Annotated in this window: 11 protein-coding genes and 1 tRNA gene; 9 read left to right on the top strand and 3 right to left on the bottom strand. The window is 55.9% G+C overall.

Annotation, left to right across the window (positions count from 1 at the left end; genetic code table 11):
* The first annotated feature begins 5 nt into the window (after positions 1–5).
* A tRNA-Trp gene (locus HA43_RS15265) sits at positions 6–81 on the top strand.
* Between the two features lie 128 nt (positions 82–209).
* On the opposite strand, the gene hdfR is transcribed toward HA43_RS15265, so the two are convergent.
* On the bottom strand, positions 210–1,031 hold the full coding sequence (hdfR, locus tag HA43_RS15260) for an HTH-type transcriptional regulator HdfR (protein WP_039381140.1): 822 nt from the start codon (positions 1,029–1,031) through the stop codon (positions 210–212).
* A 121-nt stretch (positions 1,032–1,152) separates the two neighbouring features.
* Here hdfR and HA43_RS15255 point away from each other — a divergent pair, with 121 nt between their 5' ends.
* The gene (locus HA43_RS15255) at positions 1,153–1,491 is read left to right on the top strand and encodes a MaoP family protein (protein WP_039381138.1); all 339 of its coding nucleotides are present in this window, start codon (positions 1,153–1,155) and stop codon (positions 1,489–1,491) included.
* Between the two features lie 28 nt (positions 1,492–1,519).
* Here HA43_RS15255 and HA43_RS15250 read toward each other — a convergent pair whose 3' ends face one another.
* Positions 1,520–3,040 (bottom strand): YifB family Mg chelatase-like AAA ATPase, encoded by a 1,521-nt coding sequence (locus HA43_RS15250; RefSeq protein WP_071669253.1) that lies wholly within the window; start codon positions 3,038–3,040, stop codon positions 1,520–1,522.
* A 327-nt stretch (positions 3,041–3,367) separates the two neighbouring features.
* Between HA43_RS15250 and ilvL the strand changes: the two genes are divergently transcribed.
* The 6 genes from ilvL to ilvA all read left to right on the top strand — a co-directional run bounded on the left by ilvL (position 3,368) and on the right by ilvA (position 9,928).
* A complete protein-coding gene (ilvL, locus tag HA43_RS15245) occupies positions 3,368–3,466 on the top strand; it encodes an ilv operon leader peptide (protein ID WP_071669254.1) in 99 nt (32 codons plus the stop codon).
* A 149-nt stretch (positions 3,467–3,615) separates the two neighbouring features.
* Positions 3,616–5,262 (top strand): acetolactate synthase 2 catalytic subunit, encoded by a 1,647-nt coding sequence (gene ilvG, locus HA43_RS15240; protein ID WP_039381132.1) that lies wholly within the window; start codon positions 3,616–3,618, stop codon positions 5,260–5,262.
* Positions 5,259–5,516, top strand: coding sequence for an acetolactate synthase 2 small subunit (ilvM, locus tag HA43_RS15235; protein ID WP_094112052.1), 258 nt, complete (start codon positions 5,259–5,261; stop codon positions 5,514–5,516). Before ilvG ends, ilvM begins: the two co-directional genes overlap by 4 nt.
* A gap of 18 nt (positions 5,517–5,534) precedes the next feature.
* Positions 5,535–6,464, top strand: coding sequence for a branched-chain amino acid transaminase (locus HA43_RS15230; protein ID WP_039381127.1), 930 nt, complete (start codon positions 5,535–5,537; stop codon positions 6,462–6,464).
* 61 nt (positions 6,465–6,525) lie between these two features.
* Positions 6,526–8,376 (top strand): dihydroxy-acid dehydratase, encoded by a 1,851-nt coding sequence (ilvD, locus tag HA43_RS15225; RefSeq protein ID WP_039381124.1) that lies wholly within the window; start codon positions 6,526–6,528, stop codon positions 8,374–8,376.
* A gap of 4 nt (positions 8,377–8,380) precedes the next feature.
* Positions 8,381–9,928: a threonine ammonia-lyase, biosynthetic gene (gene ilvA, locus HA43_RS15220; RefSeq protein WP_071669255.1), complete on the top strand. Its 1,548-nt coding sequence runs from the start codon at positions 8,381–8,383 to the stop codon at positions 9,926–9,928.
* On the opposite strand, the gene ilvY is transcribed toward ilvA, so the two are convergent.
* A complete protein-coding gene (ilvY, locus tag HA43_RS15215) occupies positions 9,929–10,810 on the bottom strand; it encodes an HTH-type transcriptional activator IlvY (protein WP_039381119.1) in 882 nt (293 codons plus the stop codon).
* A 164-nt stretch (positions 10,811–10,974) separates the two neighbouring features.
* Between ilvY and ilvC the strand changes: the two genes are divergently transcribed.
* A complete protein-coding gene (gene ilvC / locus HA43_RS15210) occupies positions 10,975–12,450 on the top strand; it encodes a ketol-acid reductoisomerase (RefSeq protein WP_094112051.1) in 1,476 nt (491 codons plus the stop codon).
* Positions 12,451–12,548: the final 98 nt, after the last annotated feature.

Raw genomic sequence — 12,548 nt, 5'->3', positions numbered from 1 at the left:
TATTTAGGGGCGTAGTTCAATTGGTAGAGCACCGGTCTCCAAAACCGGGTGTTGGGGGTTCGAGTCCCTCCGCCCCTGCCAGAAAACAATCCTTTGCTTCGGCAAAGGATTTTTTTTTGCCTGAAATTCAGGATCCTTCTGCATCCTTTCAAAAAAAGAAAGAGTCTGCGCCCGCTTTCACAGCTTCAGACCCTTCTCAATCTGCTATCTCAGTGCGTCAGAACCGGAAATTTGAGCAACTGACGAATATGCGTTTGCTGATCGCTATTCTGCAGCCAGACGGCATATAGCGGACGCACCGCTACCGGTGTATCAGGGATCGGCACAATATCGTTATATATTCCCTGCCAGGAATCGGGTAAAAAAGCACAGGCCCCGGTAGTGTGTAACAGTTCCCGCGTTACATGTGCCGATGTCGTGGTTAATACCGGAACATCATCACTCGACAAATAGCTCTCATGCTGATGAAAATCTGCGCCCCATTCCAGTTTGATATAATCATACTTCTCGCGTTTTTCCGTTTTACGCGCCCGGAACAGAGCAAGTGAAATATGACCAATCTGCTGGCTGGTGAGCTCATCCATTTTTGGCGCTTCCGTGGTGATTAGCAGATCAAGCTGCCGCTCATGCAGCTGTTTAACCAGCAGATGACGCTGGGCAATACGGGCTTCCATATGCAGGCTCTCACGGTTCTCATAGAGCGTCTGAAGCCAGGGCGTGAGATAAGCCTCCCACAGGGAAGCGCTGGCACCAATTGAGAGCTCATGATGCTGCTGCGTATGCGAAACCTCTTTCTTTGCCATCAGCCAGGTACTCATCAGGCTTTCCGCATAAGGTAATAACCGCTCACCTGCTGAAGTCAGGCGGATATTATTACGATGGCGGGTAAAGAGATTTACGCCCAGCTGGTTTTCCAATTGACGGATGCGAAAACTGACAGCAGATTGCGTAAGGTACAGCGCCTCCGCAGCACGTCCAAAATGACGCGTTCTGCTCACCTCCAGAAAAGTTTTCAGTAATTCCGTATCCACACTATTCTCCCAAAATTTGTTTGTCGTACTGATTTAAATGTTTTGTTTTACACTCTGTCAAGCCTATCTAATACTCCGCGCCATAAATAGCACGGCCATATGAGAATCAGGAGCGTGTAAAATGGCGGAAAGCTTCGCAACAACAAATCGTTTCTTCGATAACAAACATTATCCACGTGGATTTTCACGTCACGGTGATTTCACCATTAAAGAAGCCCAGCTTCTGGAACGTCACGGATACGCTTTTAATGAGCTTGATCTGGCAAAACGCGAACCGGTAACAGAAGAAGAGCGGTCGTTTCTTGAAGTGTGCCGCGGACAACGTGAGCCGCTGACCGAAGCAGAACGCGTCTGGTCTAAGTATATCGCCCGCATCAAGCGTCCCAAGCGCTTTCACACCCTCTCGGGTGGCAAGCCGCAGATGGATACGGTTGAAGATTTCAGCGACAGTGATGACTGATAAAACGGGGCTCTGAACGGCCCCGTTTTTATTCCAGCGTCTTATGCAGATAAATCATTAAACGATCGATACTGCGGTAGCTCACCGCTTCCTGCAGATGTGGCCGTACTATCTGTGTTTCCCCGGCAAGATCGGTGATGGTTCTGGCCACTTTCAGGATGCGCTGCCATGCACGCACCGACAAACCCAGCGTATTAAGTATTCCTTCCAGCCACTCTGCATCAGCCTGTAACAACGCACAGTCGCGCGCGATCTCCGCATTAGTAAGATGGGCATTAATTTTGCCAGCGCGCGCCTGCTGTCGTGCTCTGGCTGCCAGCACCCGTTCCCTGACCTGTGCAGTGCTCTCGCCGGTGACAGCCTGCTGACTCAGGGTACCGCCTGGCAGCAGCGGGATCTCAAGCGACAAATCGAAGCGGTCCAGAAAGGGCCCTGACAACCGGCTGAGATAACGCAGTACCTGCTGTGGTGAACAGCGGTTGTGATTGCCCTGGTAATGCCCGGTGGGGCTGGGGTTCATTGCGCCTATCAGCTGAAAGCGCGCAGGATAAGTCACTTTAGCCCGCGTACGGGAGAGCGCAATTTCGCCTGATTCAATAGGTTCACGCAGCGCATCAAGGACGCGGCGATCAAATTCCGGTAACTCATCCAGAAACAGTACGCCATTGTGTGCCAGTGATATTTCACCCGGGCGGGGTATAGAGCCTCCGCCAACCAGCGCATAGAGTGAGGCGCTGTGATGAGGCGCCCTGAAAGGGCGCTTACGCCACTGAGCGCGCTGTTCACCATTGCTGACCAGGCTGGCAATTGCCGCACACTCCAGCGCTTCACCGTCGTCCAGCGGTGGCATAATGCCCGGCAGACGCGTCGCCAGCATCGTTTTGCCTGTACCGGGTGGTCCGAGCAGCAGCAGATTATGTCCGCCTGCTGCTGCAATCTCCAGCGCGCGTCGTCCCTGCTGCTGACCAATAACGTCACGCAGATCCTGCGGTGAGTCCGTGGCCTCTTCGGCAACGGTCTGCGCCACTCTGAGCGTGGTCTGATTGTGCAGAAAAGCGCATATTTCACTAAGATGCACGCCGGTCAGCGTTTCGCCCTGCTGGATTAATCCCACATCCTGCTGATTCTGTTCAGCAACAATCATCTGGCGGCCGGCTCTGAGCGCTGCCATAGCGGCCGGAATTGCGGCCTGCACGCCACAGAGCGCGCCGTTAAGCGCCAGCTCACCCAGGAACTCATAGCGCGTAAGTTTATCCCCTGGCAGCTGTTCTGAGGCTGCGAGAAGCGCGATAGCAATCGGCAGATCGTAGCGACCACCCTCCTTAGGCAGGTCAGCAGGCGCCAGATTGATGGTGATACGTTTGGCCGGAAAGCTGAATCCGCTATTAATAATAGCGCTGCGTACCCGTTCGCGAGCCTCCTTAACCGTGGTTTCAGGCAGGCCGACCAGCGTCAGCGCAGGCAATCCATTACTGATATGAACCTCGACAGTTACCAGCGGCGCTTCGATTCCCAGTGCCGCACGGGTCAGAACTTTAGATAAAGACATCACCCCTCCTTGTTGCCTCTATCCTTGCTCCTCAGCGCGCTATCTGCGATCCCGGTTGTGCCATTTTGACTGCCTTATTCCATATTTTTCTCTATTGTTTCACTGTTTTCGCCAAAAATGAGCGATCTCTTCTGCTAAGCATTATGCAATTACGCGCCGGGCGTGATGAATATTTATCACAAATCTGAATAACCTAGTTTTTACAAGGTGATAACGATGATTGCATCAGAACCGCGAAAAATTGGCTGATGAAAATTATTGTAAATCACCCGGTAACTATGATAACTCTGTAGGCATTACTTCGAACAAGTGAAAAAAAGACAACGTATGAAAGCCCTTCTATCCGTGATTAGCCTAGTCGTGATTAGCGTGGTGGTGATTATTAACCCACCGTGCGGGGCTGCGTCTGGAGAAAGAAAGGCTTAAAAATCAAGTCTGAAATCCCAAAAACCCCCGCACCGAAAGGTCCGGGGGTTTTTTTTTGACCAGACAAACTATCAGCTGATTAGCGAGGAGCAGATTATGAGCAGTAGCATAAAATTCTGTTGTTCTCACAGGATTACAGGAGAATAACCATGACAGGTGCACAATGGGTAGTTCAGGCATTACGCGCGCAGGGCGTTGATACCGTGTTCGGTTATCCTGGCGGCGCTATCATGCCCGTGTACGATGCGCTATATGATGGCGGCGTAGAACATCTGTTGTGCCGTCATGAGCAGGGCGCGGTGATAGCGGCTATCGGCTATGCCCGTGCTACGGGTAAAACCGGCGTCTGCATCGCAACCTCTGGTCCGGGAGCCACTAACCTGATCACTGGCCTGGCGGATGCGATGATGGATTCTGTTCCCGTAGTAGCCATCACCGGACAGGTTTCATCCGCTGTGATGGGAACCGACGCTTTTCAGGAGATTGACGTCCTTGGGTTGTCGCTGGCCTGCACCAAACACAGTTTTCTGGTTGAATCGCTTGACGATCTGCCTTCAGTGATGGCCGAAGCCTTTGCTATCGCGCAGTCGGGACGCCCGGGGCCGGTACTGGTTGATATCCCAAAAGATATCCAGATTGCCAGCGCGGAACTGACGCCCCATCTGCTGCCGGTTGAGGAGACCCTTTCCCATTCGCCGCAGCACATTGATGACGCGCGCGCCTTAATGGCACGTGCGGCAAAACCCATCCTCTATGTAGGGGGTGGCGTGGGTATGGCGCAGGCGGTACCGGCACTGCGTGCGCTGGCAAAAGAAAGCGGCATCCCGGTCGTCTCAACCCTGAAAGGGCTTGGTTGTGCAGAGAGCAGCAGCGAGCTTTATCTCGGGATGCTGGGCATGCACGGCACTAAAGCGGCCAACCTTGCCGTACAGTCGTGCGATTTGCTGATTGCAGTAGGCGCCCGCTTTGATGACCGCGTGACCGGCAAGCTGGATACCTTCGCCCCGCATGCCAGCGTTATTCATATCGATATCGATCCGGCGGAGCTGAACAAACTGCGCCGTGCTCATGTTTCGCTGCCAGGCGACCTCCGGCAGATACTGCCCGCGCTGAGTATGCCTCTGCAGATCGATGCATGGCGTCAGGAAGTCCGCGCGATGAAAGCGGAGTTTAGCTGGCGCTACGATCATCCCGGTGACGCTATTTACGCACCGCTGCTGCTGAAGCAGGTTTCCGATCGCAAACCGGACAGTACGGTTGTGACCACCGATGTGGGTCAGCATCAGATGTGGACCGCGCAGCATATGCAGTTCAGCGCGCCGGAAAATTTCATCACCTCCAGCGGTCTCGGCACCATGGGATTTGGTCTGCCAGCAGCCGTGGGGGCGCAGATTGCCCGCCCTGATGATACGGTAATCTGCGTCTCCGGTGATGGTTCCATCATGATGAACATTCAGGAGCTGGGCACGATTAAACGCAAACAGCTGCCGGTAAAAATTCTGCTGCTGGATAACCAGCGGCTGGGCATGGTGCGCCAGTGGCAGCAGCTGTTTTTCGATGGCCGCTATAGCGAGACCATCCTGACCGATAACCCCGATTTTCTGATGCTGGCCCGCGCGTTTGATATTCCAGGCCAGCGTATCAGCCGTAAAGATGAAGTTGACGCCGCGATTGATGCTCTGCTGAACAGCGAAGGACCTTATTTCCTGCATGTTTCGATTGATGAGCATGAAAACGTCTGGCCACTGGTCCCGCCGGGTGCCAGCAACGCAAACATGATGGAGAAGAGCATATGAATCAGCATCAGTTATCAATTGAAGCCCGTTTTCGCCCGGAAGTGCTGGAGCGCATTCTACGCGTTGTTCGCCACCGCGGCTTTCAGGTCTGCGCGATGAATATGGGCTCCGCCAGCAACGCAGACAATATTAATATCGAAATGACCGTTGCCAGCCAGCGCTCAGTCGATTTACTGTCTTCTCAGTTACGCAAACTTATGGATGTCGCCTGTGTCGAGATCCAGCAGCAGACAACACAACAAATCCGCGCTTAGTCGCCAAAGGACATAACGATGAGTACGAAGAAAGCAGACTTTATTTGGTTCAACGGAGAGATGGTTAAGTGGGAAGACGCCAAGGTCAGCGTTATGTCTCACGCACTGCATTACGGCACTTCCGTGTTTGAAGGCGTACGCTGCTACGACTCGCACAAAGGCCCGGTAGTGTTCCGTCACCGTGAACATATGCAGCGTCTGCACGACTCCGCAAAAATCTATCGTTTTCCCATCAAAGCCAGCGTCGATGAGCTGATGGAAGCCTGCCGCGAAGTGATCCGCGTTAACAATCTGAAGAGTGCCTATATCCGCCCGCTGGCGTTTGTCGGCGATGTAGGCCTGGGCGTTAACCCGCCGGACGGTTTTACCACTGACGTGATTATTGCGGCTTTCCCGTGGGGAGCCTACCTCGGTCCGGAAGCGCTGGAGCAGGGTATCAACGCCATGGTCTCTTCGTGGAATCGCGTGGCGCCTAACACACTGCCTACCGCAGCCAAAGCGGGCGGTAACTATCTCTCCTCCCTGCTGGTGGGCAGCGAAGCACGCCGCCACGGCTATCAGGAAGGGATCGCGCTGGATACGCAGGGCTACATCTCTGAAGGCGCAGGCGAAAACCTGTTTGAAGTCAAAGATGGCATCCTGTTTACGCCGCCGTTTACCTCTTCCGCTCTGCCGGGCATCACCCGCGATGCAATTATCAAGCTGGCGCACGATCTCGGTATTGAAGTGCGCGAGCAGGTGCTGTCACGCGAGTCGCTCTATCTGGCCGATGAGATCTTCATGTCAGGCACCGCTGCTGAAATCACCCCGGTGCGCAGCGTTGACGGCATTCAGGTCGGCGAAGGCAAGCGTGGTCCGGTGACCACCCGAATTCAGAAAGCGTTCTTTGGCCTGTTTACCGGCGAAACCGAAGATAAATATGGCTGGCTGGATCAGGTTAATCCGTAACAAGAGATCAGCGCGGGGGCAGCAGCACCCGCGTCATTTTTCAGACTGGAGTAAATAGAGCATGCCTAAGTACCGTTCAGCCACCACCACCCACGGCCGTAATATGGCAGGTGCCCGTGCCCTGTGGCGCGCCACCGGAATGACCGATGATGATTTCGGCAAGCCAATTATTGCGGTAGTGAACTCATTCACACAGTTTGTACCAGGGCACGTGCATCTGCGCGACCTCGGCAAGCTGGTTGCAGAGCAGATTGAAGCAGCGGGCGGTGTGGCAAAAGAGTTCAACACCATCGCGGTCGATGATGGTATCGCCATGGGACATGGCGGCATGCTGTATTCACTTCCGTCACGTGAGCTGATCGCCGACTCCGTAGAGTATATGGTCAACGCCCACTGCGCGGATGCGATGGTCTGTATCTCCAACTGCGACAAAATCACCCCGGGCATGCTGATGGCGGCACTGCGCCTCAACATTCCGGTGATCTTTGTCTCCGGCGGCCCGATGGAAGCGGGGAAAACCAAACTCTCCGACCAGATCATCAAGCTGGATCTGGTAGATGCGATGATTCAGGGGGCGAACCCCAACGTCAGCGACGCCGACAGTGAGCAGATTGAGCGCTCAGCCTGCCCAACCTGCGGCTCCTGCTCCGGAATGTTTACCGCTAACTCCATGAACTGCCTGACAGAAGCGCTGGGCCTGTCACAGCCGGGCAACGGCTCGCTGCTGGCCACCCACGCCGATCGTAAAGCGCTGTTCATCAATGCCGGTAAACGCATTGTGAGCCTGACCAAACGCTACTACGAGCAGGATGACGCCAATATGCTGCCGCGTAATATCGCGACCAAAGCAGCATTTGAGAACGCCATGACGCTGGATATCGCCATGGGCGGCTCCACCAATACCGTACTGCATCTGCTGGCGGCGGCGCAGGAGGGCGAGATCGACTTCAATATCTCCGATATCGACCGCCTGTCACGTAAAGTACCGCAGCTGTGTAAAGTGGCGCCCAGCACTCCGAAATATCATATGGAAGATGTGCACCGCGCCGGCGGCGTAATCGGTATTCTTGGCGAGCTGGATCGGGCTGGCCTGATTGACACCAGCGCGCGCAATATTCTGCAGCAGACGATGCGTGAAACGCTGGATCAGTACGACATCATGCTGACGCAGGACCAGGCCGTAAAAGATATGTTCCGCGCCGGTCCGGCGGGCATCCGCACCACGCAGGCTTTCTCGCAAAGCTGTCGCTGGGACACGCTGGATGACGATCGCGCTGAGGGCTGTATCCGTACGCGCGAACACGCCTACTCACAGGATGGCGGCCTGGCGGTTCTGTACGGTAACCTGGCAGAAGATGGCTGTATCGTTAAAACGGCGGGCGTCGATAAAGAGATCCTGACCTTTAAAGGGCCGGCTAAAGTCTATGAAAGCCAGGATGATGCCGTTGAAGCGATCCTGGGCGGTAAAGTGGTGGCCGGTGATGTCGTCGTCATTCGCTACGAAGGGCCAAAAGGGGGGCCGGGCATGCAGGAGATGCTTTATCCGACGACCTATCTGAAGTCGATGGGCCTTGGCAAAAGCTGCGCGCTGATCACCGACGGGCGCTTCTCTGGCGGCACCTCCGGCCTCTCTATCGGCCACGCCTCGCCGGAAGCGGCAAGCGGCGGCACCATTGCGCTGGTAAAAGATGGCGATCTGATTGAGATCGATATCCCGAATCGCGGCATTAAGCTGGCGGTACCGGATAATGAGCTGCACGCCCGTCGTGAAGAAGAAGCTGCGCGCGGAGAAGCCGCCTGGACGCCGCACAACCGCGAACGTCAGGTCTCTTTTGCGCTGCGTGCTTACGCCTCACTGGCGACCAGCGCGGATAAAGGCGCAGTGCGCGACAAGTCGAAGCTGGGAGGCTGATGGTATGGCTGAGTCTCAACCCCTGTCTGCGTCGCCTGGCGGCGCGGAATACCTGCGTGCCATTCTGCGTGCGCCGGTTTATGAAATTGCGCAGGTAACGCCGCTGCAGAAGATGGAGAAACTCTCATCAAGGCTCGGCAACACCGTTCTGGTGAAACGTGAAGATCGGCAGCCGGTGCACAGCTTCAAGCTGCGCGGTGCCTATGCGATGATCGCCGGATTAAACGAAGAGCAGAAAGCGCGCGGCGTGGTGACCGCTTCTGCCGGTAACCACGCGCAGGGGGTTGCACTCTCAGCCAGCACGCTGGGAATTAAATCGCTGATTGTCATGCCGGTCACCACGGCGGATATCAAAGTCGATGCGGTGCGGGCGTTTGGCGGCGAAGCCTTTCTGTTTGGCGCAAATTTCGATGAGGCGAAAGCCAAAGCGATTGAGCTGGCGCAGCAGCAGGGGTACACCTTTGTGCCGCCGTTTGACCATCCGGCGGTGATTGCCGGGCAGGGCACGCTGGCGATGGAGCTGCTGCAGCAGGATGCGCATCTTGATCGCGTATTTGTTCCGGTTGGCGGCGGCGGGCTGGCAGCCGGCGTGGCGGTGCTGATTAAACAGCTGATGCCGCAGATCAAAGTCATCGCGGTGGAGTCTGAAGACTCCGCCTGCCTGAAAGCTGCGCTGACGGCGGGCGAGCCGGTGGATCTGCCGCGCGTCGGGCTGTTTGCCGAGGGCGTGGCGGTGAAACGTATCGGCAGCGAAACTTTCCGGCTCTGCCAGGAGTATCTCGACGACATCATCACCGTTGACAGCGATGCCATCTGTGCGGCGATGAAAGATCTGTTTGAGGATGTGCGGGCCGTGGCGGAACCCTCAGGTGCGCTGGCGCTGGCGGGAATGAAAAAGTATATCCAGCAGCACGACATCAAAGGCGAGCGCCTGGCACACGTGCTGTCGGGCGCCAACGTCAACTTCCACGGCCTGCGCTATGTTTCCGAACGCTGCGAGCTGGGAGAGCAGCGGGAAGCGCTGCTGGCGGTGACCATTCCTGAGCAGCAGGGCAGCTTTCTGACGTTCTGTCAGACGCTGGGCGGCCGATCGGTCACGGAGTTCAACTACCGCTATGCGGATGCGGACAGCGCCTGCATCTTTGTCGGCGTGCGTCTGACGCGCGGCCTTGAAGAGCGCGGCGAGATCATCAGTCAGCTTACTGAAGGGGGCTACCAGGTGGTGGATCTCTCTGATGATGAGATGGCCAAGCTGCATGTGCGTTATATGGTCGGCGGGCGTCCGTCAAAACCGCTGCGCGAGCGGCTGTTCAGCTTTGAGTTCCCGGAGGCGCCGGGCGCGCTGCTGAAGTTTCTGCAGACGCTGGGCGCGCACTGGAATATCTCACTGTTCCACTACCGCAGCCACGGCACCGATTTTGGTCGCGTGCTGGCGGCATTTGAAGTGAATGATAAAGAACCCGATTTTGAAACTCACCTGACGGCACTGGGTTACGAGTGGCACGATGAGGCGAATAATCCGGCGTTCCGTTTCTTTCTCGCCGGCCAGTAATCAGAGCAGATGCCAGAATGCATGAATCAGCGGCTCCCCGAGCCGCTTTTTTTGTACGCAAACGCCCAGCTGCAGCGGCGCCACTGACTCCACGTTCTCCAGCGTCATCACCCGGTTTCGCACCGGCTCAGGGCTGTTCTCCAGCACCACATCCGGCACCAGCGCAATTCCGCAGCCCAGCGCCACCATAGAGATAATCGCCTCATGGCCCGCCACCGTAGCGTAGATCTGCGGATTAGCGAGACGATAGCGCCGGAACCAGAGATCGATGCCGCGCCGCGCCGGTCCCTGATCCGGAATAATAAACGGGATCTGCGACCAGTCGGGCTCCGTCTGCGTGGCCTGACTGCGTACCGGGCAGGGCAGCGCGGGTGCAATCAGCACCAGCGGGATCAGCCCCAGCGGTGTAAAGCCGATGCTGGCGGGCAGCGACTCCGGCCGGCCGGCGATGGCCAGATCCGCCTCGCCAGACTGCACCATCTCAATGGCGTCCGCCGCGTCGCCGGTCGTGAGCTTGATCTCCACCTGCGGATGTTCAGCGCGAAAGCGATCGAGAATCGGCGGCAGATGGCTGTAAGCGGCAGTCACCGAGCAGAACAGACGCAGCTCACCGCTTAGCGAGGGGCCGTTGAGATCCATGACGTGACGCAGCTGCTGATACTGCAGCAGTGTCTGCTGGGCAAACTGGCGCAGCCGCTCACCCGCTTCCGTCAGCGTCACGGTGCGGTTATCACGCAGAAACAGCGCATGGCCGACATCCTCTTCCAGCCGCTGGATCTGGCGCGACAGCGTAGAGGGGCTGACGTGCATGGCGCGTGCCGTACGGCCAAAATGGCAGCTTTCTGCCAGATGCAGAAAGAGTTTTAAATCGCGTAAATCCATCCGGGATCTCCTGACATTTCGTATTGCAAAAATTGCAACGTAACGTTGTTAATATATCAATTTAAGCAATGGATTTCCTGTCATATGATGGGGTCATTCGCAGCGCTGAAACAGGCGCCGCTATCAGACAATAATGCAAACACAACATTGATGCGGAGTACCCCATGGCTAACTACTTCAACACATTAAACCTGCGCAATCAGTTAGCGCAGCTGGGCAAATGTCGCTTTATGGCGCGCGATGAGTTCGCCGATGGCGCCAGCTTCCTGAAAGGTAAAAAAGTAGTGATCGTGGGCTGCGGCGCACAGGGCCTGAACCAGGGGCTCAATATGCGCGACTCCGGGCTGGATGTAGCCTATGCGCTGCGTGCAGAAGCGATTGCAGAAAAGCGCGCCTCGTTCCGCAAAGCAACAGAAAACGGTTTTAAAGTCGGTACCTATGAAGAGCTGATCCCACAGGCGGATCTGGTGGTTAACCTGACGCCAGACAAACAGCACTCCTCTGTTGTGAAGGCGGTTCAGCCCCTGATGAAAGATGGCGCTGCGCTGGGCTACTCGCACGGCTTTAACATTGTTGAAGTGGGCGAAACCATCCGCAAAGACATCACCGTGGTGATGGTGGCACCGAAGTGCCCGGGTACAGAAGTGCGTGAAGAGTATAAACGTGGTTTTGGTGTTCCGACGCTTATTGCCGTACACCCGGAAAACGATCCGAAAGGCGAAGGTATGGCTATCGCGAAAGCCTGGGCTGCGGCTACCGGCGGTGACCGCGCAGGCGTGCTGGAGTCCTCCTTTGTGGCGGAAGTAAAATCGGATCTGATGGGTGAGCAGACCATTCTGTGCGGCATGCTGCAGGCGGGTTCGCTGCTCTGCTTCGACAAGCTGGTGGCTGAAGGGCACGATGTCGCCTATACCGAAAAACTGATCCAGTTTGGCTGGGAAACCATCACTGAATCACTGAAGTTTGGCGGTATTACGCTGATGATGGATCGCCTGTCTAATCCGGCAAAAATCCGTGCGTATGCGCTTTCTGAGCAGCTGAAAACGATCATGGCTCCGCTGTTCCAGAAGCATATGGATGATATCATCTCGGGTGAATTCTCCTCCGGTATGATGGCTGACTGGGCGAACGATGATAAAAACCTGCTGACCTGGCGTGAAGAGACCGGTAAAACGGCGTTTGAAAATGCGCCACAGTTTGAGGGCAAAATCGAAGAGCAGGAGTACTACGACAAAGGCGTGGTGATGGTCGCGATGGTAAAAGCGGGCGTTGAGCTGGCGTTTGAAACCATGGTAGATGCCGGCATCATTGAAGAGTCTGCATACTATGAGTCGCTGCATGAGCTGCCGCTGATTGCTAACACCATCGCACGTAAGCGCCTGTATGAGATGAACGTGGTGATCTCCGATACCGCTGAGTATGGCAACTACCTGTTCTCATTCGCCGCTGTACCGCTGCTGGAGGAGTTTATGACCACGCTGCAGCCGGGCGATCTGGGCAAAGCGACAGAAGGCACTCAGGTTGATAACGCACAGCTGCGCGACGTTAACGAAGCGATTCGTCAGCATCCGATTGAAACCGTTGGTCGCAAGCTGCGTGGCTACATGACCGATATGAAACGTATCGCGGTAGCTGGCTAAGTTCCCACCGACAATTTTCAGCCTTATCAAACCCCGGCCTGCCGGGGTTTTTTATTGCGCCACACCTCCCGTAGGGGCGCCATTAATGGCGCTCTGGC

This window comes from Pantoea eucrina, assembly GCF_002095385.1.
GTDB lineage: Bacteria > Pseudomonadota > Gammaproteobacteria > Enterobacterales > Enterobacteriaceae > Pantoea > Pantoea eucrina.
This window is presented reverse-complemented; position numbering and strand designations above follow the sequence as displayed.

What these genes read in the sequence shown, in the direction of transcription:
- ilvA (WP_071669255.1), top strand. Translation starts at nt 8,381, where the DNA reads ATGGCTGAGTCTCAACCCCTGTCTGCGTCGCCTGGCGGCGCGGAATAC.
- ilvG (WP_039381132.1), top strand. Translation starts at nt 3,616, where the DNA reads ATGACAGGTGCACAATGGGTAGTTCAGGCATTACGCGCGCAGGGCGTT.
- ilvM (WP_094112052.1), top strand. Translation starts at nt 5,259, where the DNA reads ATGAATCAGCATCAGTTATCAATTGAAGCCCGTTTTCGCCCGGAAGTG.
- ilvC (WP_094112051.1), top strand. Translation starts at nt 10,975, where the DNA reads ATGGCTAACTACTTCAACACATTAAACCTGCGCAATCAGTTAGCGCAG.
- HA43_RS15255 (WP_039381138.1), top strand. Translation starts at nt 1,153, where the DNA reads ATGGCGGAAAGCTTCGCAACAACAAATCGTTTCTTCGATAACAAACAT.
- ilvL (WP_071669254.1), top strand. Translation starts at nt 3,368, where the DNA reads ATGAAAGCCCTTCTATCCGTGATTAGCCTAGTCGTGATTAGCGTGGTG.
- HA43_RS15230 (WP_039381127.1), top strand. Translation starts at nt 5,535, where the DNA reads ATGAGTACGAAGAAAGCAGACTTTATTTGGTTCAACGGAGAGATGGTT.
- HA43_RS15250 (WP_071669253.1), bottom strand. Translation starts at nt 3,040, where the DNA reads ATGTCTTTATCTAAAGTTCTGACCCGTGCGGCACTGGGAATCGAAGCG.
- ilvD (WP_039381124.1), top strand. Translation starts at nt 6,526, where the DNA reads ATGCCTAAGTACCGTTCAGCCACCACCACCCACGGCCGTAATATGGCA.
- ilvY (WP_039381119.1), bottom strand. Translation starts at nt 10,810, where the DNA reads ATGGATTTACGCGATTTAAAACTCTTTCTGCATCTGGCAGAAAGCTGC.